General features: G+C 66.1%; 21 protein-coding genes. 5 read left to right on the forward strand and 16 right to left on the reverse strand.

Annotated features, from left to right (window positions below):
- Window positions 1-21 precede the first annotated feature (21 nt).
- The 4 genes from WJU17_RS10135 to WJU17_RS10150 all read right to left on the reverse strand — a co-directional run bounded on the left by WJU17_RS10135 (window position 22) and on the right by WJU17_RS10150 (window position 5,397).
- Entirely contained in the window at window positions 22-918 is an 897-nt protein-coding gene (locus WJU17_RS10135) for a F0F1 ATP synthase subunit gamma (RefSeq protein WP_346327204.1), read from the reverse strand.
- Window positions 919-946: 28 nt separating this feature from the next.
- Window positions 947-2,476, reverse strand: a complete 1,530-nt coding sequence (gene atpA, locus WJU17_RS10140) for a F0F1 ATP synthase subunit alpha (RefSeq protein ID WP_346327205.1) — start codon at window positions 2,474-2,476, stop codon at window positions 947-949.
- The gene (locus WJU17_RS10145) at window positions 2,476-3,036 is read right to left on the reverse strand and encodes a F0F1 ATP synthase subunit delta (protein WP_346327206.1); all 561 of its coding nucleotides are present in this window, start codon (window positions 3,034-3,036) and stop codon (window positions 2,476-2,478) included. Before WJU17_RS10145 ends, atpA begins: the two co-directional genes overlap by 1 nt.
- Before the next feature lie 195 nt (window positions 3,037-3,231).
- Window positions 3,232-5,397, reverse strand: coding sequence for a primosomal protein N' (locus tag WJU17_RS10150; RefSeq protein ID WP_346327207.1), 2,166 nt, complete (start codon window positions 5,395-5,397; stop codon window positions 3,232-3,234).
- Between the two features lie 134 nt (window positions 5,398-5,531).
- Between WJU17_RS10150 and fsa the strand changes: the two genes are divergently transcribed.
- Genes fsa through WJU17_RS10170 form a run of 4 tightly spaced genes read left to right on the forward strand, consistent with a single transcriptional unit; the run spans window position 5,532 to window position 8,232 of the window.
- Window positions 5,532-6,188 (forward strand): fructose-6-phosphate aldolase, encoded by a 657-nt coding sequence (gene fsa / locus WJU17_RS10155; protein ID WP_346327208.1) that lies wholly within the window; start codon window positions 5,532-5,534, stop codon window positions 6,186-6,188.
- 3 nt (window positions 6,189-6,191) lie between these two features.
- Complete coding sequence (locus WJU17_RS10160; RefSeq protein WP_346327209.1) at window positions 6,192-6,887, forward strand: DUF484 family protein; 696 nt, start codon at window positions 6,192-6,194, stop codon at window positions 6,885-6,887.
- The gene (locus WJU17_RS10165; RefSeq protein ID WP_346327210.1) at window positions 6,866-7,840 is read left to right on the forward strand and encodes a tyrosine recombinase XerC; all 975 of its coding nucleotides are present in this window, start codon (window positions 6,866-6,868) and stop codon (window positions 7,838-7,840) included. Before WJU17_RS10160 ends, WJU17_RS10165 begins: the two co-directional genes overlap by 22 nt.
- Window positions 7,837-8,232 carry an SET domain-containing protein-lysine N-methyltransferase gene (locus tag WJU17_RS10170; RefSeq protein ID WP_346327211.1) on the forward strand — a complete coding sequence of 132 codons (396 nt, stop codon included), beginning with the start codon at window positions 7,837-7,839 and terminating at the stop codon, window positions 8,230-8,232. The genes WJU17_RS10165 and WJU17_RS10170 overlap by 4 nt, the downstream gene beginning before the upstream one ends.
- Before the next feature lie 477 nt (window positions 8,233-8,709).
- Here the strand turns inward: WJU17_RS10170 and lpdA are convergent, their stop codons facing one another.
- From lpdA to sdhC, 11 genes are all read right to left on the reverse strand, one after another.
- Complete coding sequence (gene lpdA / locus WJU17_RS10175; RefSeq protein WP_346327212.1) at window positions 8,710-10,113, reverse strand: dihydrolipoyl dehydrogenase; 1,404 nt, start codon at window positions 10,111-10,113, stop codon at window positions 8,710-8,712.
- 36 nt (window positions 10,114-10,149) lie between these two features.
- Window positions 10,150-11,451, reverse strand: a complete 1,302-nt coding sequence (odhB, locus tag WJU17_RS10180) for a 2-oxoglutarate dehydrogenase complex dihydrolipoyllysine-residue succinyltransferase (protein ID WP_346327213.1) — start codon at window positions 11,449-11,451, stop codon at window positions 10,150-10,152.
- Between the two features lie 18 nt (window positions 11,452-11,469).
- On the reverse strand, window positions 11,470-14,373 hold the full coding sequence (locus WJU17_RS10185; RefSeq protein WP_346327214.1) for a 2-oxoglutarate dehydrogenase E1 component: 2,904 nt from the start codon (window positions 14,371-14,373) through the stop codon (window positions 11,470-11,472).
- A 70-nt stretch (window positions 14,374-14,443) separates the two neighbouring features.
- Window positions 14,444-15,319 (reverse strand): succinate--CoA ligase subunit alpha, encoded by an 876-nt coding sequence (gene sucD, locus WJU17_RS10190; RefSeq protein WP_346327215.1) that lies wholly within the window; start codon window positions 15,317-15,319, stop codon window positions 14,444-14,446.
- Window positions 15,320-15,321: 2 nt separating this feature from the next.
- On the reverse strand, window positions 15,322-16,491 hold the full coding sequence (gene sucC / locus WJU17_RS10195) for an ADP-forming succinate--CoA ligase subunit beta (RefSeq protein WP_346327216.1): 1,170 nt from the start codon (window positions 16,489-16,491) through the stop codon (window positions 15,322-15,324).
- Window positions 16,492-16,576: 85 nt separating this feature from the next.
- On the reverse strand, window positions 16,577-17,539 hold the full coding sequence (mdh, locus tag WJU17_RS10200) for a malate dehydrogenase (RefSeq protein WP_346327217.1): 963 nt from the start codon (window positions 17,537-17,539) through the stop codon (window positions 16,577-16,579).
- Window positions 17,540-17,633: 94 nt separating this feature from the next.
- Window positions 17,634-18,818, reverse strand: a complete 1,185-nt coding sequence (gene zapE / locus WJU17_RS10205; protein ID WP_346327218.1) for a cell division protein ZapE — start codon at window positions 18,816-18,818, stop codon at window positions 17,634-17,636.
- Between the two features lie 91 nt (window positions 18,819-18,909).
- On the reverse strand, window positions 18,910-19,689 hold the full coding sequence (locus WJU17_RS10210) for a succinate dehydrogenase iron-sulfur subunit (protein ID WP_346327219.1): 780 nt from the start codon (window positions 19,687-19,689) through the stop codon (window positions 18,910-18,912).
- Between the two features lie 24 nt (window positions 19,690-19,713).
- Complete coding sequence (gene sdhA / locus WJU17_RS10215) at window positions 19,714-21,504, reverse strand: succinate dehydrogenase flavoprotein subunit (protein ID WP_346327220.1); 1,791 nt, start codon at window positions 21,502-21,504, stop codon at window positions 19,714-19,716.
- A gap of 4 nt (window positions 21,505-21,508) precedes the next feature.
- The gene (gene sdhD / locus WJU17_RS10220; RefSeq protein ID WP_346327221.1) at window positions 21,509-21,889 is read right to left on the reverse strand and encodes a succinate dehydrogenase, hydrophobic membrane anchor protein; all 381 of its coding nucleotides are present in this window, start codon (window positions 21,887-21,889) and stop codon (window positions 21,509-21,511) included.
- Complete coding sequence (gene sdhC / locus WJU17_RS10225) at window positions 21,889-22,284, reverse strand: succinate dehydrogenase, cytochrome b556 subunit (protein ID WP_346327222.1); 396 nt, start codon at window positions 22,282-22,284, stop codon at window positions 21,889-21,891. Before sdhC ends, sdhD begins: the two co-directional genes overlap by 1 nt.
- 223 nt (window positions 22,285-22,507) lie before the next feature.
- Between sdhC and WJU17_RS10230 the strand changes: the two genes are divergently transcribed.
- The gene (locus WJU17_RS10230) at window positions 22,508-23,023 is read left to right on the forward strand and encodes a GNAT family N-acetyltransferase (RefSeq protein WP_346327223.1); all 516 of its coding nucleotides are present in this window, start codon (window positions 22,508-22,510) and stop codon (window positions 23,021-23,023) included.
- A gap of 65 nt (window positions 23,024-23,088) precedes the next feature.
- Here the strand turns inward: WJU17_RS10230 and WJU17_RS10235 are convergent, their stop codons facing one another.
- Entirely contained in the window at window positions 23,089-24,141 is a 1,053-nt protein-coding gene (locus WJU17_RS10235; protein ID WP_346327224.1) for a MaoC family dehydratase, read from the reverse strand.
- Between the last annotated feature and the right edge of the window lies 1 nt (window position 24,142).

Below are 24,142 nucleotides of genomic sequence, written 5' to 3' on the forward strand. Positions count from 1 at the left end.
TCTAGCTCCCATACACGGGGTCTAAAGCGCTTCGGCGCCCGAGATGATTTCGATCAGTTCCGTCGTGATGACGGCCTGCCTGGTCCGGTTGTACGTCAAGGTCAGGCCGTTGATCAGGTCGCCGGCGTTGCGGGTGGCGTTATCCATTGCCGACATGCGCGCGCCCTGTTCGGAAGCGGCATTCTCCAGCAGCGCACGCAGCACCTGGACGGCGACGTTGCGCGGCAGCAGCTCGCGCAGGATTTCCTCTTCCTCCGGCTCGAACTCGTAGATCGCGCCGCCGAGACCTTCGTTGAGCGACGCCGAACCGGCCGGAATTTCCGGCAGCTGCGCCGGGATCAACCGCACTTCGGTGACGATCTGGCTGATGACGGACTGGAAGCGGTTGTAGAACAGCGTGCAGACATCGAACTCGCCGGCTTCGTACATGGCGAGCACGCGTTCGGCGATGGGCTGGGCCTGGGCGAAGCCCATCTGGCGCAGGCCGGGATATTCGATGCTGTCGATGATCAGGTGGCCATAGTTGCGGCGCAGCTGGATCGCGCCCTTGCGGCCGACGGTGAGGATCTTGACCGTCTTGCCCTGGCGCTTCAGCAGCTCGATCTTCTGGATCGCCGCCCGCACGATGGACGAGTTGAACGCACCGCACAGGCCGCGCTCGGCGGTCGCGACGACGATCAGGTGCACGTCCTCGCGGCCGTTGCCGACGAGCAGCTGCGGCGCCCCCGGCATGTTGATGAGCGAGGCGGCAAGCGAGGCCAGCACCTTCTCCATGCGCTCGGCATAGGGACGGCCGGCTTCCACCGCTTCCTGGGCACGGCGAAGTTTCGAGGCCGCCACCATTTGCATGGCGCGCGTGATCTTCTGCGTCGACTTGACGCTGTTGATCCTGTTCCTCAGGTCCTTGAGGCTAGCCATTCAATCGGTCCCGCTGCTGGGTTCAGGCCTAGACGAACGTCTTGGTGTAACGATCCAGCAGCTCGCGCAGCTTCGACCGGATTTCATCGGTCAGCTCGCGCTTGTCGCGGATCAGCGAGAGAACATCGGAGCTGCCGCTGCGGAGTTCCGCGAGCAGGCCTTTCTCGAAGCGGCCGATATCCGCGACGGCGATGCCGTCCAGATAACCGTTCACGCCGGCGAAGATCACCGCCACCTGCTCCTCGACCGGCATCGGCTGGTACTGGCCCTGCTTCAGCAGTTCGGTGAGGCGGGCGCCGCGGTTCAGCAGGCGCTGGGTGGACGCGTCGAGATCCGAACCGAACTGGGCGAAGGCCGCCATTTCGCGGTACTGGGCGAGTTCCAGCTTGATCGAGCCGGCGACCTGCTTCATCGCCTTGATCTGCGCCGCCGAGCCCACGCGGGACACGGACAGACCCACGTTGATGGCGGGACGGATGCCGCGATAGAACAGTTCGGTTTCCAGGAAGATCTGACCGTCGGTGATCGAGATCACGTTGGTCGGAATGTACGCGGACACGTCGCCGGCCTGGGTCTCGATGATCGGCAGCGCGGTCAGCGAACCGGCGCCATTGGCGTCGTTCATCTTCGCGGCGCGCTCGAGCAGGCGGGAGTGGAGATAGAACACGTCACCCGGATAGGCTTCACGGCCCGGCGGACGGCGCAGCAGCAGCGACATCTGACGGTACGACACGGCCTGCTTGGACAGATCGTCGTAGATCATCAGGGCGTGCATGCCGTTGTCGCGGAAGTACTCCCCCATCGCGCAGCCGGCGTAAGGCGCCAGGAACTGCAGCGGCGCGGGCTCGGACGCGGTCGCGGCGACGACGATGGTGTATTCCAGCGCGCCGGAATCCTGCAGCGCCTTGACGATCTGCGCGACGGTGGAGCGCTTCTGGCCGACGGCGACGTAGACGCAGTAGAGCTTCTTCGATTCGTCGCCGCTCTCGTTGATCGCCTTCTGGTTCAGGATGGTGTCGATGGCGACGGCGGTCTTGCCGGTCTGACGGTCACCGATGATCAGCTCGCGCTGACCGCGGCCCACCGGCACCAGGCTGTCGATGGCCTTCAGGCCGGTCTGCATCGGCTCGTGCACCGACTTGCGCGGAATGATGCCCGGCGCCTTGACGTCGGCGAGGCGGCGCTCGGCGAACATGATCGGGCCCTTGCCGTCGATCGGGTTGCCCAGCGCGTCCACGACGCGGCCCAGCAGGCCCTTGCCGACCGGCACGTCGACGATGTCGCCCGTCCGCTTGACGGTGTCGCCTTCCTTGATGTCCTTGTCGGTGCCGAAGATCACGACGCCGACATTGTCGCTTTCCAGGTTCAGCGCCATCCCCTTGATGCCGCCGGGGAATTCGACCAGCTCGCCGGCCTGGACGTTGTCGAGGCCGTAAACGCGGGCGATACCGTCACCTACGGACAGAACCCGGCCGATCTCGGAGACTTCCGCCCCGGCGCCGAAATTGTTGATCTGTTCCTTAAGGATATCGGAGATTTCTGCGGCGCGGATGTCCATCAGCCAATCCCTTTCATGGCAAGCTGCAGATTGGAAAGCTTCGTGCGAAGCGAGTTATCGATCATGCGCGATCCGACGCGAACGATCAGCCCGCCAAGCAGGCTGTTGTCCACGCTCGTCTCGAGCTGAATGGTGCGGCGGAGCTGGGCCGACAGGGTATCGCGCAGGGCGTTCGCCTGTTCGTCGGTCAGCGGGTGGGCCGAAACCACCTCGGCGGTCATTTCGCCGCGATGCTCGGCGAGCAATGCGGTGTAGGCATCGATCATGCCCCGCAGCGCGAACAGCCGGCGGTTGGCGGCGACCACGCCCAGGAAACGGCGGGTCAGCGGATCGGCGCCGGCGCGCTCCAGAATGGCGCCGATGGCGCGCGTCTGCTGGTCACGGGAGAAAAGCGGGCTGCGGACCAATTCGGCCAGATCAGCGTTTTCGGCGATCAGGTGCTTCAGGTCGGCGAGGTCCCGCTGCACGACGTCCAGCAGGCCGGCGTCCTTGGCCAGATCGAACAGCGCGGCGGCATACCGTCCCGCCACACCCGATGTCATGGAACTTTCAGCTGCCACGTTGGCGACTCTTCTTTGAGGGCGACTCTTATTGAGACGTTCTTCGGAGCAAAATCACCGGCGAACCGGCGTGTTTCCTCAAGCTATGGCGCGCTCGCGCTTCCCGGGGGAGCAGCGAGACGGCGGGAGTGTTAACACAGCGGTATTCACCATGCAACCAACCCCAACCGGCATTTTTCGGAAGCTGACCAGCGTTCACAGAAAGCTGTGCGGATCGATGTCGATGGCGGTGCGGACGCTGCGCCGTTCCGGCACTTGCGCCAGCCAGCCGCGCACCAGCCCCTGGATGTCCACGCCGCGTTTGGCGCGCACCAGGAAGCGGTGGCGGAAGCGCCCGCGGAGCCGCGCATAGGGCGCCGGCGCCGGGCCGAGCACGCTGATGTCGGGCCCGCGCGGCGCCCGCGCCGCCAGCGCGCGGGCATGGGCCAGCACCTCGCCCTCGTCCACGCCCGAGAGAATCAGCGCGGCAAGGCGGCCATAGGGCGGCCAGCCCGCCTCCTCCCGCTCGGCGGCCTCGTTGCGGTAGAAGGCAGGCCCGTCGCCGCCGATCAGCGCCTGCATCACCGGATGCTCGGGCATGTAGGTCTGCACCAGCACCCGCCCCGGACGCTCCGCCCGGCCCGCGCGGCCGGCCACCTGCCAGAGCTGCTGATAGGTCCGCTCGCCCGCCCGCAGGTCGCCGCCCGACAGTCCCAGATCCGCGTCGACGATGCCGACCAGGGTCAGCATGGGAAAATGGTGCCCCTTGGTGACCAGCTGGGTGCCGATGACGATATCCAGCTGATGCTTCTCGATCCGCTCGATGAAGTCCTGCGCCTCCCGCGCCGATCGCACCGTGTCGCTGGCCATGACCGCGACACGCAGCCCCGGAAACAGCGCCTCGACCTCCTCGCCCAGCCGCTCCACGCCCGGGCCATAGGGAATGATGGTGTCCTCGGCCCCGCATTTCGGGCACTTCTTCGGCATGGGCATGGTGAAGTCGCAGTGATGGCACTGCAGCCTGTTGCCGTAGCGGTGAACCACCAGCGGCGCCGAGCAATTGTCGCGCTGGACCCGGTTGCCGCAGGCGCGGCAGATCGCCGCCGGAGCGTAGCCGCGCCGGTTGAGGAACAGCAGCGACTGCTCGCCCGCCTCCACATTGGCGCGCAGCGCTTCTTCCAGGCGCGGCGAGATCCAGCGGCCGCGCGGCGTGGACTGGCGCCGCATGTCGACGGCCTCGATCGCCGGCAGGCTCGCCCCGCCATGGCGCTGCGGCAGCATCACCCGTTCGTACTTGCCGCTCCAGCAGTTCACCATGGTCTCGAGCGAGGGTGTCGCCGATACCAGGATGATGGGACAGGCCGACAGCGAGGCCCGCACCACCGCCATGTCGCGCGCATGATAGATGACCTGCTCTTCCTGCTTGTAGGCCGGGTCGTGTTCTTCATCGACCACGATCAACGCCAGATCACGAAACGGCAGGAACAGGGCCGAGCGGGCGCCGACGACGACGCGCGCGCCGCCGGTCGCGGCGCCGATCCAGGCGGCGCGGCGGGCCCGGCCGGTCAGCTCCGAATGCCAGGACATGGGGCGCGCGCCGAACCGCGCCTCGAATCGGTCGAGCAGCTGGTTGGTCAGCGCGATCTCGGGCACCAGCACCAGCACCTGCGCCCCGGACGCCGAGCGCAGCGCGGTCGCGATCGCCTCGAAATAGACCTCCGTCTTGCCGGAGCCGGTCACGCCCTCGAGGACCAGGGCCGCGAATCCATCGCCGATCTTGCCAGAGAGCCGGCCGGCGGCCTCGCGCTGGTCCGCTGACAGGACCGGGCCGGGCGTGTCCGGATCGGGCGGCGGCTCCAGGAACCCGGCGTCCGGATCGTTCTCGATGGCCTCCAGCACGCCTTGCTCGGCGAGCCCGCGCACCACGCCGTCGCTGACCGCCGCGGCCTCCGCCAGATCGGCGGCGCCGCGCGGCGGCCCGTCGCGCAGCACATCGATGACCCGCGCCCGCGCCGCCGTCTGCCGCTCGGGCTCCCTTCCGCTCCAGGCATAGGTGATGACCGGGCGCGACGGCTGGAACAGCGAGGGCGTGGCGATGGCCATGCGCAGCACCGAGCCCAGCGGCGCCATGGTGTAGCGGGCGACCCAGTCGATGAAGCGGCGCGTGCTGTCCGGCAGGCGCGGCAGATCCAGCACCCGCGCCACATTGCGCAGCTTGGCCTCATCGACCGCCGCCTCCTGCGGCGCCGGGTCCCAGACCACGCCGATTCGGCGCTTGGTGCCCAGCGGCACCTCGACGAACTGCCCGGGCGGCAACACCGCCTCTGGCGGAGTCCGGTAGTCATATGCTAGGTCAAGCGCCAACGGCAGCAGCACGCGCACGGTCGCCTGCCCGCCGGAGGACGCGTCGGGAGCCGATGGATCGATGTCGATGGCATGCGGTCTTGGCAGTGTCCGGCGCCTCTCATGGAACTGGCCCCGCGGGGCCTTCACAACGGAACCGAGGAATACCCTTCATGAAGTTCTTCGTCGACACCGCCGACATCGCCGAGATCCGCGACCTGGCCGAAAGCGGCCTGCTGGACGGCGTCACCACCAATCCCACGCTGGTGGCCAAGGCGGGCCGCGACTTTACCGAGATTCTGAAGGATATCTGCGACGTGGTCGATGGTCCGGTCAGCGCGGAAGTGACCGCCACCGACGCCAAGGGCATGATCGAGGAAGGCGAGAAACTCGCCCGGATCGCCGACAACATCACCGTCAAGGTGCCGCTGACCATCGACGGCCTGAAGGCCTGCCGCCACCTGACGGGCAACGGCACCATGGTGAACGTCACCCTGTGCTTCTCGGCCGTCCAGGCGCTGATGGCCGCCAAGGCCGGCGCGACCTTCATCTCGCCCTTCGTCGGCCGCCTCGACGACATTTCCCAGGACGGCATGCAGCTGATCCAGGACATCCGCCAGATCTACGACAACTACGATTCGTTCACGACCGAGATCCTGGTCGCCAGCATTCGCAATCCGGTCCATGTGCTGAAGGCCGCGCTGATCGGCGCCGACGTCTGCACCATTCCGCCGTCCACCCTGCGCCAGCTGGTCAAGCACCCGTTGACCGATGCCGGTCTGCAGGCGTTCCTCGCCGACTGGGCGAAGACCGGCCAGAAGATCGGCTGACGCATGGCCGCGAAACTGACACGGGAAAGCGTCCTCGCCTGGCTGGAGAAGCACCCGGACGTGCTCGCCGAACTGCTGCCGGCTGAAGGCGACAAGGGCCCTCGGGTCGTCGACTTCCACCGCCATCTGATCGAGCGTCTGCGCGAGGCGCTGAGCGCCCGCACCGCCGACCGTGACGCGCTGGTCGACACCTCGCGCAGCAATCTGGCCAGCCAGCATCAGGTCCACGAAGCCGCGCTGGCGCTGATCAGGGCCGCGACCTTCGACGATCTGGTCTGGTTCATCAATCGCGAGCTGCACGACCATGTGCACGTGGACGTGGCGCTGTTGTGCCTCGATCACCGCTGCGTCTGGCCGGAGCGCAAGCTCGAGTCGGTCCTGCTGCTGCCCGCCATGCTGCTGGAGGCCCAGTTCGCGCCGGGCCAGACCGTGGCGCTGTCGCCGGTGCGGCCCGATTCGGAGGAGTTCTTCGGTCCCGCCACCAGCCTGATCCAGTCCCAAGCCATGGTGAAGCTGGAGCTCGGCGACAACATCTTCGGCGTGCTGGCGCTGGGCGACCGCGACCCGGCGACCTTCGAGCCGGGTCACGCGACCCAGCTCGTCCGCTTCCTCGCCGATGTGCTGACCGTGCGCCTGCGGCAATTGCTGCCCGCGCCGGACGCCAGGGAAACGGCCCGTTGGTCGCGGCCGGAGAGCTGATCGAACGCCTGCTCGCCTCGCTCGCGGCGGACGACACCGCCGCGCCGCTGGCCCGTGACTGGGCCCGCAACCTGACCTCGGAACGGCGGCTCGCCGTCAATACCCTGACCTCGTACCTGCGCGACCTGCAGGATTTCTTCGCCTTCCTGCAGGGCCATCAGGGCGGCCCGGTCGGCAAGGACACGCTGGCCGGACTGGGCGTGCCCGAGCTGCGCGCCTGGCTGTCGGCGCGGCGGCGCAAGGGCCTGTCGTCCCGGTCCACCGCCCGCGCCCTGTCGGCGGTGCGCGGCTTCTACCGCTTCCTCGGCCGCACCGACGTCCTGACCAACGCGGCGGTGCAGGCCGTCTCCACGCCGAAAGTGCCCCATTCCGTGCCGCGTCCCCTGTCCGTCGGCGGCGCGCTCGCCGTGGTGGACGAGATCGGCGCGCTGAGCGAGGAGCCATGGGTCGCCGACCGCGACACCGCCATCGTCACCCTGCTCTATGGCTGCGGCCTGCGCATTTCCGAGGCGCTGACCCTGCTTCGGCGGGATGCGCCCGAAGGCGAGTCCATGGTGGTGCGCGGCAAGGGCGGCAAGCAGCGGCTGGTGCCGGTGCTGCCCGCCGTGCGCGACGCCATCCGCGCCTATCTGGCCGCCTGTCCCCATGTGCTGGCGCCGGATGGCCCGCTTTTCATCGGCGTGCGCGGCAAGCAGCTCAATCCCGGCATCGTGCAGCAGCGCATCCGCGTGCTGCGCGGCGCGCTGGGCCTGCCCGATTCGGCGACGCCCCACGCGCTGCGCCATTCCTTCGCCACCCACCTGCTGGCCAGCGGCGGCGATTTGCGCACCATCCAGGAACTGCTCGGCCACGCCTCGCTGTCGACGACACAGCACTACACCGAGGTGGACACCGCCCGGCTGCTGTCCATCTACGACGCCGCACACCCGCGCGCGGGCCGGGACACGCCGTGACCCACGTGCTGACACGCCTGGCCCCGCTGTCCATCGGCCCGTCGCCGCTCGGCGGCCGCGGCCTGTTCGCGGACGCTCCCATCGCCGAGGGCGCGCTCATCACCTCCGCCAGCGTGCTGGTGCTGCCGCCCGAGGAAACGCCGCTGACCGACCAGGGCCTGCTGCGCCACTACGTCTTCGACTGGACGCCTGACGCCGAGACCACACAGTACGCGGTGGCGTTCGGCGAGATTTCCTTCTGCAACCACAGCCCCGCGCCCAATTGCCGCTTCGACCTGGACAAGGAAAATCTGTGCATCCGCCTCCACGCCGCCCGCGACATCGCCGCCGGCGAGGAACTGACCATCGACTATGCGTATGAGGAATTTCCGTTCGAGGTAGTGGCGGGGTAGCAGGCTACGAGCAACCGGAAAGTTCGCTCAATTTCGGCGACAGCTTACGAAACTGCCTGTCCGCAACTCATCTATCGACCATCCAATCGTGAGTGTGAAGGCAAAGCCCTTCGCAGCGCAACGACACAAACAACTATACCGGTCACCACGGCGATTCCGCTCAGCCACATCACGTCGTAGGCGTCACTATACTGGCTGCCATCCGGACCGACGTACGCAGCATCCGCCCAGGCGATAAGCCCGAGGGCACCGAACGCCATTGCCAAAACCAGGCCGGTGACAAAAAGACCCCACGCCAAAAGCCTTCTGATCCCCACGATCATCGCCTTTGCCCCGCTGATTATCGGCACAGGTCGTGACGCAACGATACCGCGCCCCTCTCACCGTGACGAGCCATGCAGGCACCCAAAAACAAAGGGCACCGCGCTGGCGGTGCCCTTCGACGTTCTCCCGCCTGCGCGGGGATGACCGTGATGCCTAGAAGTGGATGGCCTTGCCGGCGACGGCGAGGGCGGCTTCCTTCATGGTTTCCGACAGGGTCGGGTGCGCGTGGCAGGTCATGGCGATGTCCTCGGCGGAGGCATCGAATTCCATGGCCAGCACGGCTTCGGCGATCAGATTGCCGGCATCGGGGCCGACGATGTGAACGCCCAGGACGCGGTCGGTCTTGGCGTCCGACAGGATCTTGATGAAGCCTTCCGGATGCAAGCCAACCTTGGCCTTGGCATTGGCCATGAAGGGGAACTTGCCGGCCTTGTAGTCGGCGCTGGCGCTTTTCAGTTCCTCTTCGGTCTTGCCGACCCAGGCCACTTCCGGCGCCGTGTAGATCACGCCCGGAATGGCGTTGTAGTTCACATGGCCGACCTTGCCGGCGATGGTGTCGGCGACGGCGACGCCCTCTTCCTCGGCCTTGTGGGCCAGCATCGGGCCGGCGGTCACGTCGCCGATGGCATAGATGCCGGAAACATTGGTGCGCCAGTGGTCGTCGGTCTTCACCAGGCCGCGGTCGGTCACCGTCACGCCCGCCTTGTCCAGGCCCAGATTGGCCGTGTAGGCCTTCCGGCCGACGGAGACGAGCACGTAGTCCGCCTCAAGCACCTCGGCATCGCCGCCCTTGGCCGCCTCGATGCTGACCTTCAGGCCATCGCCCGATGGCTCGACCTTGGTCACCTTGGTGCCGGTCTTGATGGTCATGCCCTGCTTGCGCAGGATCTTGTCGAATTCCTTGGCGACCTCGTTGTCGACGCCGGGCACGATGCGGTCGAGGAACTCGACCACGGTGATCTTGGCGCCGAGACGGGCCCAGACCGAGCCCAGTTCGAGGCCGATGACGCCGCCGCCGATCACCACCAGGTGCTTGGGCACTTCCGGCAGGGCGATCGCGCCGGTGGACGACACCACGCGCTTTTCATCGATCGTCACGCCCGGAATGGACGCGGGTTCGGAACCGGTGGCGATGATGATGTTCTTGGCCGTCACCGTGGAGGCAGAGCCGTCCTCGCCCTTCACCTCGACCGTGGTCTTGTCCTTGAAGCTGCCCCAGCCCTTCAGATAGTCGATCTTGTTCTTCTTGAAGAGGCCTTCGATGCCGCGGGTCAGGCCCTTCACGGTCTCGTCCTTGTAGGCCATCATCGCGGGCAGATCGAGTTCGACCGCGCCGACCTTGACGCCGACCTTGGCATGGGTGTGGCTGGCCGCGTCGAAGGTTTCCGAGGCATGGAGCAGCGCCTTGGAGGGAATGCAGCCGACATTGAGGCAGGTGCCGCCCAGCGTGCCGCGGCCTTCGATACAGGCCACCTTCAGACCGTTCTGGGCCGCGCGGATCGCCGCCACATAACCGCCGGGGCCGCCGCCGATTACCACCACATCATATTCGCTCATGTTTTCCCTCGTTTTATCTGTGTCCGCATCTGGCCGCTAGAGATCCAGCAGCAGGCGGTGCGGGTCTTCGAGACATTCCTTGACGCGGACCAGGAAGGTGACCGCCTCGCGTCCATCGACAATACGGTGATCGTAGGACAGGGCAAGGTACATCATGGGACGCACCACGATCTGGCCATCGACCACCACGGGCCGGTCCTGGACCTTGTGCATGCCCAGGATGCCGGACTGGGGCGGGTTCAGGATCGGCGTCGACATCAGGGACCCAAATACGCCGCCATTGGAGATCGTGAAGGTGCCGCCTTGCAGGTCTGCCAGCGCGAGTTTGCCGTCCCGCGCCTTCACGGCGGCCTCGCCAATGGCCTTTTCGATACCCGCCAGGCTCTTCTCGTCCACGTCGCGGATGACCGGCACGACCAGTCCCTGAGGCGCCGACACCGCCACGCCCACGTCATAGTGGTTCTTGTAGATGATGCTGTCACCATCCACCTCGGCATTGACCGACGGGATTTCCTTCAGCGCCATGACGCAGGCCTTGGCGAAGAACGACATGAAGCCCAGGCGCACGCCGTGCTTCTTCTCGAACAGGTCGCGGTACTGGTTGCGCACCTGGATCAGCGCGGTCATGTCCAGTTCGTTGAACGTGGTCAGCATGGCCGCCGTGTTCTGGGCTTCCTTCAGCCGCGCGGCGATGGTGCGCCGCAGGCGGCTCATCTGCACCCGTTCCTCGCGCTCCCCCGGCTCGCGCGGCGGCGCGGCGGGCTTGGCGGGCTGGGCCGCGGGCGCCTGGGCGGCGGGCGCGGCTTTCGGAGTCTCCAGCGCCTTGAGCACGTCGCCCTTGGTGATCCGGCCGCCGCGGCCCGTGCCCTCGATGGCGTTCGGGTCGAGCTTGGATTCCTCGACGAGGCGGGCGGCGGCGGGCGCCATGGACACGGCCTCGCGCGCGCGCATTTCCGGGTCGTGCTCCTCCGCGGGCGGCTCGGGCATGGCCGACGGCGCGGGCTCGGCGGGCGCCTTGGCCGCCGGGGCCGGCTTGGCCTCGGCCTTCGGCGCGGGCTTGCTCTCGGGTTTGGCCTCGGCCTTGGCGGCGGGCTTGCCCTCGCTGGCGCCGATGGAGCCGATCACGGCGCCAACCTGGACCGTATCGCCTTCCGCGACCTGGATCTCGCCCAGCACGCCGGCCGCCGGGGCGTTGACCTCGACGGCGACCTTGTCGGTCTCGAGCTCGACCAGCGGCTCGTCCTGCGCGACGGCATCGCCAGGTTTCTTGTACCACTTGGCGACAGTGGCCTCGGTGATCGATTCGCCCAGCGTCGGTACGACGATATCCGTGGACATTCGGCCGGTCCTTTCTTGTTAACCCAACAAAGCGTCATGGACGAGCTTGGCCTGCTGCGCCTGATGGCGCGCGAGCAAGCCAGTCGCCGGAGACGCGGCCGCCGGCCTCCCCACATACACGGGCCGCTTCACGAAATGGTCCAGATCCTCCAGCGTCTTCTCGATGAAGGGCTCGACGAAGGTCCAGGCGCCCATGTTCTGGGGTTCTTCCTGGCACCAGACGATCTTGGCGCGCGGGAAGCGCTCGATCTCTTCCGCCAGCGAATCGCCGGGGAACGGATAGAGCTGCTCGACGCGCAGCAGATAGACGTCGTTCAGGCCCTTGGCGTCCCGCTCCTCGAGCAGGTCGTAGTAGACCTTGCCCGAGCAGATGACGACGCGGCTGATCTCGTCATCGGGCTTCAGCTTGATGAAGCCTGTCTTTTCGGTCTGGGCATGGTCCCACATGATCCGGTGGAACGACGTGCCGCGCGCCATGTCGCTGAGGTGGGAGACGCAGAGCTTGTGCCGAAGCAGGCTCTTGGGCGTCATCAGGATCAGCGGCTTGCGGAACTCGCGGTGCATCTGCCGGCGCAGGATGTGGAAATAGTTGGCCGGCGTCGTGCAGTTCGCCACCTGCCAGTTGTCTTCCGCCGACATCTGCAGATAGCGCTCCAGACGGGCCGAGGAATGCTCCGGCCCCTGACCTTCGAAACCGTGCGGCAGCAGCAGGACCAGCCCGCTCATGCGCAGCCACTTCAGCTCGCCGGCGGCGAGGAACTGGTCGATGATGACCTGCGCGCCATTGGCGAAGTCGCCGAACTGGGCTTCCCACAGCACGAGCGTATTGGGCTCGGCCAGCGTGTAGCCGTACTCGAAGCCCATCACCGCCGCCTCGGACAGCATGGAATCGATGACCTCGAACTTGCTGTCTTCCTTGAGCGTGTCGAGCGGCGTGTAGCGCTCGCCGGTCACCTGGTCGGTGAAGACCGCGTGACGCTGCGAGAAGGTGCCCCGGCCCGAATCCTGGCCCGACAGGCGGACGCCGAAGCCCTCGTCGAGCAGCGAGCCGAACGCCAGCGCCTCCGCGGTGGCCCAGTCGATGCCGGTGCCGCTTTCCAGGGTCTCGCGCTTGCGGTCGAGCTGGCGCTGCAGCGTGCGATGGACGGTAAAGCCGGGCGGCGCCGTGGTCAGCGTCTCGATCAGCCGGCGCAGCGTGTTCACGTCCTCGGCGGTGCGGCCGCGCCGCACGGTGCCGCGCGCCCGCTTCAGCCCGGCCCAGCGGCCTTCCAGCCAGTCGGCCTTGTTCGGCTTGAACGATTCGGCGACCTCGAACTCCATTTCCAGCATGGCGCGGAACTCGTCGCGCATGCGCTTGGCTTCCTCGTCGTCGACCAGTCCTTCCTCGGCGAGGCGGCGCGCGTAGATCTGCGTCACCGACTGCTGGGACTTGATCCGCTGGTACATCAGCGGCTGGGTGAACATGGGCTCGTCGGTTTCGTTGTGACCGAACCGGCGGTAGCAGAACATGTCGATGACCACGTCCTTCTTGAACCGCTGCCGGAACTCGGTGGCGATCTTGGAGACGTGCACGACCGCTTCCGGATCGTCGCCATTCACGTGAAAAATCGGCGCCTGGATGCCCTTGGCGATGTCCGACGGATAGGGCGACGAGCGCGAATACATCGGCGAGGTGGTGAAGCCGATCTGGTTGTTCACGATGAAGTGGATCGTGCCGCCCGTGCGGTAGCCCTTCAGTTGGCTGAGGCCGAGGCATTCGGGCACGAGGCCCTGACCGGCGAACGCCGCGTCACCGTGCAGCAGCAGGCCCATCACCTCGCTGCGCGAGGTATCGCCGCGCTGGTCCTGCTTGGCGCGGACCTTGCCCATGACGACCGGATCGACGGCCTCCAGATGGGACGGGTTGGCCGACAGGGACAGATGCACGGTGTTGCCGTCGAACTCGCGGTCGGCCGAGCTGCCCAGATGGTATTTCACGTCGCCCGAGCCTTCGACCTCGTCCGGCGTGGACGAGCCGCCGCGGAACTCGTTGAAGATCGCCCGGTACGGCTTCTGCATCACGTTGGCGAGCACGTTGAGGCGGCCGCGGTGCGGCATGCCGATGGCGATTTCCTTCACGCCCAGTGCCCCGGCCCGCTTGATGATCGCCTCGAGCGCCGGAATCGTCGCCTCGCCGCCATCAAGGCCGAAGCGTTTGGTACCCGTGTACTTGACGTTCAGGAACTGCTCGAAGGATTCGGCCTCGATCACCTTCTGCAGGATCGCCTGCTTGCCCATGTCGGTGAAGGATACGTATTTGTCACGTCCTTCCATGCGCTCCTGGATCCAGGCCTTCTCCTCGGGCTCGGAGATGTGCATGTATTCGACGCCGATGGTGCCGCAATAGGTGCGCTCGAGCAGTTCAACGATCTCGCGCAGGGTGGCCATCTCCAGGCCCAGCACGTTGTCGAGATAGATCGGACGGTCGAGGTCGGCTTCCTTGAAGCCATAGGATTCCGGGTCCAGCTCCGGATGATCGGGCGACACCGCGAGACCGAGAGGGTCCAGCTTGGCGTGCAGATGCCCGCGCACGCGGTAGGCGCGAATCAGCATCAACGCCCGCAGGGAATCGATCGTCGCCGCGCGGACTTCCTTCTGGCCGACCGGCTGGCCCTTGGGCGCGGCTTTGGCGGGAGACGGCGCGCCCGGATCGAGCGCCGCCGTCATGTCGCCATTGGCGGGCGGCGGCCAGTCGGACCGCTGCCAGGATGGGCCGTCATCGCGCTTCACGGACGTGGCGGCGCCGGTCGACAGGCTGTCGAACCAAGCGCGCCATTCCGGATCCACGGACCCGGGGTCGCGTTCATAGCGATGATAGAGGGTTTCAAGAAAGGGCGCGTTGGCCCCGTTCAGAATAGCCGACAGTTCGGGATTTAGATCCATGCTCCTGGTCCGGCGCCGGATTTCAGCCGGCGCCCCTTCACGTTATCAGGCCGCCGGCATCCCCTCCGGATCAGCCCCTCAAAAGCTCCATCAAGGTCGTGCCCAGCGCGGCCGGGGATTCGGACACCCGGATTCCCGCCGACCGCATGGCCTCGATCTTGTCTTCCGCGCCGCCCTGACCGCCGGAAATGATCGCGCCGGCATGACCCATGCGGCGGCCCGGAGGAGCGGTACGACCGGCGATGAAACCCACCACCGGCTTCTTGATCTTCGACGACTTCAGGAATTCCGCCGCCTCTTCCTCGGCCGAGCCGCCGATCTCGCCGATCATGATGATCGACTCGGTGGCGTCGTCCTTCAGGAACAGCTCCAGCACGTCGATGAAGTTGGTGCCGTTGACCGGATCACCGCCGATACCGACGCAGGTGCTCTGGCCCAGGCCGACCGCCGTGGTCTGCGCCACCGCTTCATAGGTAAGCGTGCCCGAACGGGAAACAACGCCCACCGAACCCGGCTTGTGGATATGGCCCGGCATGATGCCGATCTTGCACTGGTTCGGCGTGATGACGCCCGGGCAGTTCGGGCCGATCAGGCGGGTGCCGCTGTTCTGCAGCGCGCGCTTCACCTTCACCATGTCCAGCACCGGGATGCCTTCGGTGATGCACACCGCGAGGCGGATGCCGGCGTCGATGGCTTCCAGGATGGCGTCGGCCGCGAAGGGCGGCGGGACGTAGATGACCGAGGCGTCGGCGCCGGTCTTCTCGACCGCGTCGGCGACCGTGTCGAAGACGGGCAGGTCAAGGTGCAGCGTGCCGCCCTTGCCGGGGGTGACGCCGCCGACCATCTTGGTACCGTAGGCGATCGCCTGTTCCGAATGGAAGGTGCCTTGCGAGCCGGTGAAGCCCTGGCAGATGACCTTGGTATTGCTGTCGACCAGAACGGCCATGATTACTGCTCCTCACGAACGGCTTTGGCGACCTTGGCGGCCGCGTCGGCCAGATCGTCGGCCGAGGTGATGGCGAGGCCCGATTCGGCCAGGATCTGCTTGCCCAGGTCCACGTTGGTGCCCGCGAGGCGAACGACCAGCGGCACGTCGAGGCTGACTTCCTTGGCCGCCGACACGATGCCCTCGGCAATGATGTCGCAGCGCATGATGCCGCCGAAGATGTTGACCAGGATGGCTTCCACGTTCGGATCGGACAGGATGATCTTGAACGCTTCGGTCACGCGCTCCTTGGTCGCGCCGCCGCCCACGTCGAGGAAGTTGGCGGGCGCTTCGCCATAGAGCTTGATGATGTCCATGGTCGCCATGGCCAGACCGGCGCCATTGACCATGCAGCCGATGCTGCCGTCGAGCTTGATGTAGTTCAGCTCGTGCTTGGCGGCTTCCAGCTCCATCGGATCCTCTTCGTCGGGATCGCGCAGCGCCACCACGTTCTTGTGGCGGAACAGGGCGTTGGAATCGAAGTTCATCTTGGCGTCGAGCGGGATGATCGTGTCCGCGCCGGTGACGACCAGCGGATTGATCTCGAGCATCGAGGCGTCGAGTTCGATGAACGCACGGTACAGCGACTGGATCAGCTTGCCGGCTTCGCCCACCTGCTTGCCGGTGAGGCCGAGGCCGAACGCGATCTGGCGGGTGTGGAAACCCTGCAGGCCGGTGACCGGATCGATGTAGATCGTCTTGATCTTCTCGGGCGTGTGCGCGGCCACCTCTTCGATGTCCATGCCGCCTTCGGTCGAGGCCATGATGGCGACGCGCGACGTGCCGCGATCGACCAGCAGCGCCAGGTACAGCTCGCGGCGGATGTCACAGCCGTCCTCGATGTAGACGCGCTTGACTTCCTTGCCCTTTGGGCCGGTCTGGTGGGTGACCAGGGTCATGCCGATCATCTGCTGCGCGGTCTCGCGCACGGCATCGGTCGACTTGACCACCTTCACGCCGCCGCCCTTGCCGCGGCCGCCAGCGTGGATCTGCGCCTTCACGACCCAGACCGGGCCGCCCAGTTCCTTGGCTTTCGCCTCGGCTTCTTCCGGCGTGTAGGCGACGCCGCCGGCCAAGACCGGTACGCCGAATTCCTTGAGGAGGGCTTTCGCCTGGTATTCGTGGATATTCATGCTGATGCTCTTTGCGTTTCCTCGCGGTCCCGGTTCGCGGACCCCGCGGTGCTTATATCACCGTGCGAATGACTGACAACCGCGATCAGGCGAGACCGGTGTCGATTTTCTTGCAGGCTTCGACCAGGCCCTTGACCGAGTCCACGGACTTGTCGAAGCCGGCCTTCTCCTCGCCTTCCAGCGAGATTTCCACCACGCGCTCGACACCGCCGGCGCCGATGATCACGGGCACGCCGACATACAGGTCGTCGACGCCGTACTGGCCGGTCAGGTGCGCCGCGCAGGGCAGCAGGCGCTTCTTGTCCTTCAGGAAGCTTTCGGCCATGGCGACGGCCGAGGTGGCGGGCGCGTAGAAGGCCGAGCCGGTCTTGAGCAGGCCGACGATCTCGGCGCCGCCGTCACGGGTGCGCTGGACGATCTGGTCGATCTTCTCCTGGCTGCTCCAGCCCATCTTGATCAGGTCCGGAACCGGAATGCCGGCCACCGTGGAGTAGCGGACCAGCGGCACCATGGTGTCGCCGTGGCCGCCGAGCACGAAGGTGGTGACGTCCTGCACCGAGACGTTGAACTCGTCCGCCAGGAAGTGGCTGAAGCGCGCCGAGTCCAGCACGCCGGCCATGCCGACGACCATGTTGTGCGGCAGGCCCGAGAACTGGCGCAGCGCCCAGACCATCGCATCGAGCGGGTTGGTGACGCAGACCACGAACGCGTTCGGGGCATACTTGCCGATGCCCTCGCCCACGGCCCGCATGACCTTCAGGTTGATGCCGAGCAGGTCATCGCGGCTCATGCCGGGCTTGCGCGGCACGCCGGCGGTGACGATCACCACGTCGGCGCCCTCGATGTCCTTGTAATCCTGCGTGCCGGAGAGCTTCGCGTCGAAATTGTCGACCGGCGCGGACTGCGACAGATCGAGCGCCTTGCCCTGGGGCAGGCCTTCGGCGATATCGAAGACGACGACGTCGCCCAGTTCCTTCAGCGCGATCAGGTGGGCGAGCGTGCCGCCGATCTGGCCACCGCCGATCAGCGCAATCTTCTTGCGAGCCATGAAGGTCTCCGGTTGTTGGTTCGGTTCGGATGGGCCTCGGGTTTAACGCGAATTTTGACCGCCCGCAAGAGCGAGAATTGGACTTTACTGTCTATTATATAGACAGGTCTGTAGTGTTGTAGCGGGTCGGCGCGAATTCGAAGTAATCATGGCTCTGCATCTCGAGCAGACGCGACACCGTCCGCTCGAATTCAAAGCTTCCGTCGCCCGCCGGGTACAGTTCGTCGGGCCGCGTGGCCGCCGAGCAGACCAGCTTGACCCGGTTGTCGTACAGCGCGTCGATGAGCGTGACGAAACGTTTCGCCTCGTTCCGTTTTTCCGGCCCCATCCGGGGAATGCCCGCCAGGATGACCGTGTGGAACGCAGCGGCGATGGCCAGATAGTCGGCCGCGCCGAGCGGCCGGGCGCACAGTTCCGAAAAGGTGAAGCGGGCCACGCCCTTGGCCGCCTCGGTCACCGGCAGCGCGCGTCCCTGCATCACCTGCAGGATGACCGGCTCGCCCCTCGGCAGGTCCGTCAGCGCGGTGAAGCTTTCGTCCAGTTCCCGTTCCGACTGCGGGCCGAGCGGCACGTGGTAGACCGGCATATCGCGGATTCGCTCCATCCGGTAATCGGTTGGCGAGGCGAGATGCAGCACGTCGAATTCTGTCTTGAGCATGTCGATGGACGGCAGGAAGAGCTGCCGGTTGAGCCCCCCTTCATACAGGTCGGCGGGCGCCCGGTTGGAGGTGATGACAATGACCACCCCCAGATCGAGCAGCGCCCGGAACAGACGGCCAAGGATCATGGCGTCGGCCACGTCGGTGACCTGGAACTCGTCGAAGCAGAGCAGCATTGCTTCACGCGCAATACTGGCCGCCACCGGAGCGATCGGGTCGTCGGCCTCGAATCCCTCCGCCCGGCGCTCCGCCGCCGACAGCTTGCGCCAGCGATGCACCCGCTCGTGAACTTCCAGCATGAAGGCGTGGAAATGGACCCGGCGCTTGGGCGCGAACGCGGTCGAGGCGAAGAACAGGTCCATCAGCATGGACTTGCCGCGCCCCACCCCGCCATAGATGTACAGGCCTTGCGGCGACTCCTGCCGTTCGCGGCGGAACAGGCTGCGCCAGCCGCCATTCTTGCCCGGCTGATAGGTCCTGAGCCGGCTGTGCAGGACCTCCAGCTTTTCCGCCGCCAGTTCCTGCGCGTCATCATGGGTCAGCGTCCCGTCGGCGACGAGCGCACGGTAGCCATTGAGCGGGCTGGAGAATTTCAGGGTCGCGGGAACTTGGGGCTTCATGGAGTCCGCAAAAGAAAACGGCGGTCCAACCGTGACCGCCGTTCGCTATCTACAGGCGCGGCAAGGGCCGCGCAACCGGTCATGACGCGGGTCAGACCCGACGTTCGACCATCAGCTTCTTGATTTCCGCGATCGCCTTGGCCGGATTGAGGCCCTTCGGGCAGGCATGGGCGCAGTTCATGATGGTGTGGCAGCGATAGAGGCGGAACGGGTCCTCGAGGTTGTCGAGGCGCTCGCCGGTGTGCTCGTCACGGCTGTCGGCGATCCAGCGATAAGCCTGGAGCAGCACGGCCGGCCCGAGGTAACGGTCCTGGTTCCACCAGTAGGACGGGCACGAGGTGGAGCAGCAGGCGCACAGGATGCACTCGTAGAGGCCGTCCAGCTTGCGCCGGTCTTCCTCGCTCTGCAGCCGCTCGCGCGCCGGCGCCGGGCTTTCGGTCTTCATCCACGGCTCGATGGAAGCGTACTGGGCATAGAAGTTGGTCAGGTCCGGCACCAGGTCCTTCACCACTTCCATGTGCGGCAGCGGGGTGATGGACACGTCGCCCTTCACCTCGTCCATGCCCATGGTGCAGGCGAGGCCGTTCTTGCCGTCGATGTTCATGGCACACGAGCCGCAGACGCCTTCACGGCACGAGCGGCGGAAGGTCAAGGTCGAGTCCATCTCGTTCTTGATCTTGATCAGCGCGTCGAGAACCATAGGACCGCACGTGTCCAGGTCCACCTCGTAGGTATCCATGCGCGGGTTCTGGCCATCGTCCGGATTCCAGCGATAGACGTTGAACTTGCGCACCCGCGTGGCACCTTCCGGCGCCTTGTAGGTCTTGCCTTTGCCGACCTTGGAGTTCTTCGGCAGGGAAAATTCGACCATCCCGAGCGATCCTTATCCTGAGCCTTAGTAAACGCGGGCCTTGGGTTCGATGTAGCTCGCCTCGTCGGTGAGCGTATAGGTGTGCACCGGCCGGTAATCGATGCTGACGTTACCGTCATCGTCGAGCCAGGCGAGGGTGTGTTTCATCCAGGTGGCGTCGTCCCGGTCCGGGAAATCCTCGCGGGCGTGAGCGCCGCGGCTTTCCTTGCGGTTTTCGGCCGAATACATGGTGACCATGGCCTGGCGGATCAGATTGTCGAGCTCGATGCTCTCGATAAGATCGCTGTTCCACACCAGCGAGCGGTCGGTGACGCGGATGTCGGCCATCTGGTCCCACACCTGCTTGATGAGGACCTTGCCTTCCTGGAGCACTTCACCGGTGCGGAACACCGCGCAGTTGTTCTGCATGGTGCGCTGCATGTTGTTGCGGATCTGCGCCGTCGGCGTGCCGCCCTTGGCATAGCGGTAGTGATCCAGCAGGGCGATGGCATTGGCGCCGGCGTCCTTGCCCAGATCCTTGTGCGGCGCGCCCGCCTTGATGATCTGGCCCGCGCGGTGACCAGCGGCGCGGCCGAACACCACGAGATCGATCAGCGAGTTGGAGCCGAGACGGTTGGCGCCGTGCACCGACACGCAGGCCGCCTCGCCGACCGCCATCAGACCCGGCACGACCGTATCCGGCTCGCCGTTCTTCAGGGTCAGCACTTCGCCATGATAGTTGGTCTGCAGGCCGCCCATGTTGTAGTGGACCGTCGGCAGCACCGGGATCGGCTCCTTGGTCACGTCGACGCCCGAGAAGATGCGGGCCGATTCCGAGATGCCGGGCAGGCGTTCGTGCAGAACCGCCGGGTCCAGGTGATCCAGGTGCAGATAGATGTGATCCTTGTGCGGACCGACGCCGCGGCCTTCGCGGATTTCCACGGTCATGGACCGGCTGACCACGTCGCGCGACGCCAGATCGCGAGCCGAGGGCGCATAACGCTCCATGAAGCGCTCGCCTTCGGAGTTGACGAGATAGCCGCCCTCGCCGCGCGCGCCTTCGGTGATCAGGCAGCCCGAGCCATAGATGCCGGTCGGGTGGAACTGGACGAATTCCATGTCCTGCAGCGGCAGTCCGGCGCGCAGCGCCATGCCGCCGCCATCGCCGGTGCAGGTATGCGCCGACGTGGCCGAGAAATAGGCGCGGCCATACCCGCCGGTCGCGAGCACGACCATGTGGGCGCGGAAGCGATGCAACTGGCCCGTCGCCATGTCGAGCGCGATCACGCCGCGGCACACGCCGTCGTCCATGATCAGGTCGAGGGCGAAGAACTCGATGAAGAACTGCGCGTCATGCTTCAGCGACTGCTGGTACAGCGTGTGCAGCATGGCGTGGCCAGTACGGTCGGCCGCCGCGCAGGTGCGCTGCGCCGCCGGGCCCTGGCCGAAATTGGTGGTCATGCCGCCGAAGGCACGCTGGTAGATCTTGCCTTCCTCGGTGCGCGAGAACGGGACACCGAAATGTTCCAGCTCGATCACGGCGGCAGGCGCTTCGCGGACCATGTACTCGATCGCGTCCTGGTCGCCGAGCCAGTCGGAGCCCTTGACGGTGTCGTACATGTGCCAGCGCCAGTTGTCCTCGCCCATGTTGCCGAGCGAGGCGGCGATGCCGCCCTGCGCCGCGACGGTGTGCGAGCGGGTCGGGAACACCTTGGTCAGGCAGGCGGTGCGCAGCCCCTGTTCGGCCATGCCCATGGTGGCGCGCAGACCGGAGCCGCCAGCGCCGACGACGACGACGTCATATTGATGGTCGATGAGCGGGTAAGCCTGGCTCATGCGGTCAGCCTCCAAACGCGATCTTGAGTACGGCGAACGCCGCGACGGCGCCCGCCGCGAAACAACCGAACGTATTGAGCATGTTGACGATCAGCTTGCTGCCCTCGCCATGCACGTAGTCCTCGATGATGACCTGCAAGCCCAGCTTCAGGTGATAGAAGCCGGCGATGATCAGCAGCAGCATCATGATGGCCGGGAACGGGCGCGACAGCCAGTCCAGCACATCGTCCCGGCCCGCGCCCGTCAGGCAGACCAGCGACGCAACCAGATAGAGGGTCAGCGGCACCAGGGCGACGGCGCTGACGCGCTGCACCCAGAAATGATGCGTGCCTTCCTTGGCCGAACCGAGGCCGCGGACCTTGCCGAGTGGTGAACGCAGGCTCATCAGTAGCCTCCCGTCATGGTGAGGCCGATGCCCCAGGCCAGAACGGTCAGCACCACGGACCCGATCACCACCGCCCAGCCCGAACGGGTGGCGGTCGCGACGTCGAAGCCGTGGCCCACGTCCCACACCAGGTGGCGGATGCCGTTGAGAAGGTGGAACATCAAGGCCCACGTCACACCGAGCAGCAGGATCATGCCGACGATGCTGGCGCTGAACGCCTGGACGCATTCGAAGGCTTCATAGCTGGTCGCGGCGGCGATCAGCCACCAAGCGAGCCAAACGGCGCCCGCCGCCAGCCCCACGCCCGTGGCGCGGTGCAGGATCGAGCTCGCCATTGTAACGGTCCAGCGATAGACCTGTAGATGCGGTGAGACAGGGCGTTTAACCTGCGCCATGACGGCTCCCCCGTTGACAGTCCCCGGTAAGATTGGCGCGCCATATTAGTCGTGAGACTAGTCAGGTCAACGCCATACTCCGATGTTCTGTCGCTTATACTCCGTTCATTCGTGCTGGTCAGCGCATAACGGCTATGCATGGAGCATTAAAGGGCTTCTTGTTGCGACTCGATTGCGTTTTGAGCGATTGGGGCTATCGTTGCAGACTGGAGGAACCCCGTCCGTGATCACCCAGTCCGGCATTTCGATCCGCCCCGGCAACGCCGCCGATGCCGAAGGTATCGCGCAGGTGCACGTGGAGACGTGGCGCGACACCTATCGCGGCATCCTGCCGGCACGGGTCCTGTCGGCGCAGACCTATGCGCGGCGCCTTGCCCTGTGGCGGCAGACGCTCAGCCGTGACGCGGAACGGCTGGTGCTCGTGGCGGAAAGCGGGCGCCAGATCGTCGGCTTCGCCACCAGCGGCCGCAACCGGTCGCCTGGCGTTCCGTTCACCGCCGAGATGTATACCCTCTATGTCCTGGAAGACTGGCAGAGCGAGGGCATCGGCCATGCCCTTTTCCGGCAGTCCTGCGCGCTGCTGGCCAAGGATGGTCACCGCAATCTGCTGACCTGGGTGCTGACCGAGAATCCGTCCGTCGGCTTCTACGAATGGCTGGGCGGCATCCCCGTAGCCGAACGCGACGAACGCTTCGGCCTCGCCATTCTGCGGCAGCGCGGCTACGGCTGGTGGCTGTAGCGGCCTGCTGACATGAAGAAGGCCCGCGAGCGGGCCTTCGTTTGGAATCGGTGCGCCTCGATGCGTCAGCCGCGCGGCATCAGCACCCAGTAATCCAGATCCAGCACGACGGCCGCGTGATCCTTGCCGTCAGCGCCCTTGTCGGGAAAATCCGTGGCGGGCTGGTTCTTGACGCCCACGGTGCGAATGCGCAGCGCGCCGATGTCCGGCCGGCCGGGGATCTCGGCCTTGTCGAGCACTTCCGACCACGCGAAGATCGTGTCGCCGGCAAAGCTGGGCGCCACGTGACGGCCGCCATTCAGCGCGGCGATGAAAGAAGCGTTGCCCAGCCCGTTGAAGCTGATGGCGCGGGCCAGCGAAATGATGTGGCCGCCATAGATCAGCCGCTTGCCGAAGCGGCTTTCGGCCTGCATCACCTGGTTGAAGTGGACCCGCGCCGTGTTCTGGTACAGGCGCGTCGCGAGCATGTGCTCGGCTTCCTCCATGGTGATGCCGTCCACATGGTCGATCTTCTCGCCCACCGAATAGTCGTTCCACAGATGAGCGGAGCCCGACAGGACCGTGTCATAGGCCGAGAAGTCCAGCTCCTCAGGCACCACCAGATCGCGCGCCGCGACGGCGGCGGGCAGCTCGGGAATGGTTTCCGCCGGAGCCGGCGCGTTGACGTCGCCCTTGTTGACCATCACCCAGCGCACGTAGTCCAGCACGACCTCGTCGGCCTGGTTGGTGCCCGTGGAGCGGACATAGACCACGCCCGCCTTGCCGTTTGACAGCTCGCGCAGGCCGATCACCTGCGAGACCGCCGTCAGCGTGTCGCCCGGGTACACGGGGCGCAGGAAACGGCCGTCCGCATAGCCCAGATTGGCCACCGCGTTGAGCGAGATGTCGGGTACCGTCTTGCCAAAGACGAAATGGAACGTCAGGAAATCGTCCAGCGGCGCGGCGGCCAGCCCCAGATCCATGGCGAACGGATCGGAGCAATTGACCGCGAAACGCGACCCGTAGAGCGCCGTGTAGAGCGCGACATCGCCCTCGGTCACCGTCCGCGGTGTCGCGTGGACGATCTCCTGGCCCAGGGTGAAGTCCTCGAAGAAATTGCCGCGCGCGGTCTTGGTCATG

The organism is Iodidimonas sp. SYSU 1G8, assembly GCF_039655775.1.
GTDB lineage: Bacteria > Pseudomonadota > Alphaproteobacteria > SMXS01 > SMXS01 > RI-34.

Excerpts from the sequence above, each read along its gene's own strand:
- WJU17_RS10135 (WP_346327204.1), bottom strand. The coding sequence starts at position 918 with ATGGCTAGCCTCAAGGACCTGAGGAACAGGATCAACAGCGTCAAGTCG.
- atpA (WP_346327205.1), bottom strand. The coding sequence starts at position 2,476 with ATGGACATCCGCGCCGCAGAAATCTCCGATATCCTTAAGGAACAGATC.
- fsa (WP_346327208.1), top strand. The coding sequence starts at position 5,532 with ATGAAGTTCTTCGTCGACACCGCCGACATCGCCGAGATCCGCGACCTG.
- WJU17_RS10160 (WP_346327209.1), top strand. The coding sequence starts at position 6,192 with ATGGCCGCGAAACTGACACGGGAAAGCGTCCTCGCCTGGCTGGAGAAG.
- lpdA (WP_346327212.1), bottom strand. The coding sequence starts at position 10,113 with ATGAGCGAATATGATGTGGTGGTAATCGGCGGCGGCCCCGGCGGTTAT.
- odhB (WP_346327213.1), bottom strand. The coding sequence starts at position 11,451 with ATGTCCACGGATATCGTCGTACCGACGCTGGGCGAATCGATCACCGAG.
- WJU17_RS10185 (WP_346327214.1), bottom strand. The coding sequence starts at position 14,373 with ATGGATCTAAATCCCGAACTGTCGGCTATTCTGAACGGGGCCAACGCG.
- sucD (WP_346327215.1), bottom strand. The coding sequence starts at position 15,319 with ATGGCCGTTCTGGTCGACAGCAATACCAAGGTCATCTGCCAGGGCTTC.
- sucC (WP_346327216.1), bottom strand. The coding sequence starts at position 16,491 with ATGAATATCCACGAATACCAGGCGAAAGCCCTCCTCAAGGAATTCGGC.
- mdh (WP_346327217.1), bottom strand. The coding sequence starts at position 17,539 with ATGGCTCGCAAGAAGATTGCGCTGATCGGCGGTGGCCAGATCGGCGGC.
- zapE (WP_346327218.1), bottom strand. The coding sequence starts at position 18,818 with ATGAAGCCCCAAGTTCCCGCGACCCTGAAATTCTCCAGCCCGCTCAAT.
- WJU17_RS10210 (WP_346327219.1), bottom strand. The coding sequence starts at position 19,689 with ATGGTCGAATTTTCCCTGCCGAAGAACTCCAAGGTCGGCAAAGGCAAG.
- sdhA (WP_346327220.1), bottom strand. The coding sequence starts at position 21,504 with ATGAGCCAGGCTTACCCGCTCATCGACCATCAATATGACGTCGTCGTC.
- sdhD (WP_346327221.1), bottom strand. The coding sequence starts at position 21,889 with ATGAGCCTGCGTTCACCACTCGGCAAGGTCCGCGGCCTCGGTTCGGCC.
- sdhC (WP_346327222.1), bottom strand. The coding sequence starts at position 22,284 with ATGGCGCAGGTTAAACGCCCTGTCTCACCGCATCTACAGGTCTATCGC.
- WJU17_RS10235 (WP_346327224.1), bottom strand. The coding sequence starts at position 24,141 with ATGACCAAGACCGCGCGCGGCAATTTCTTCGAGGACTTCACCCTGGGC.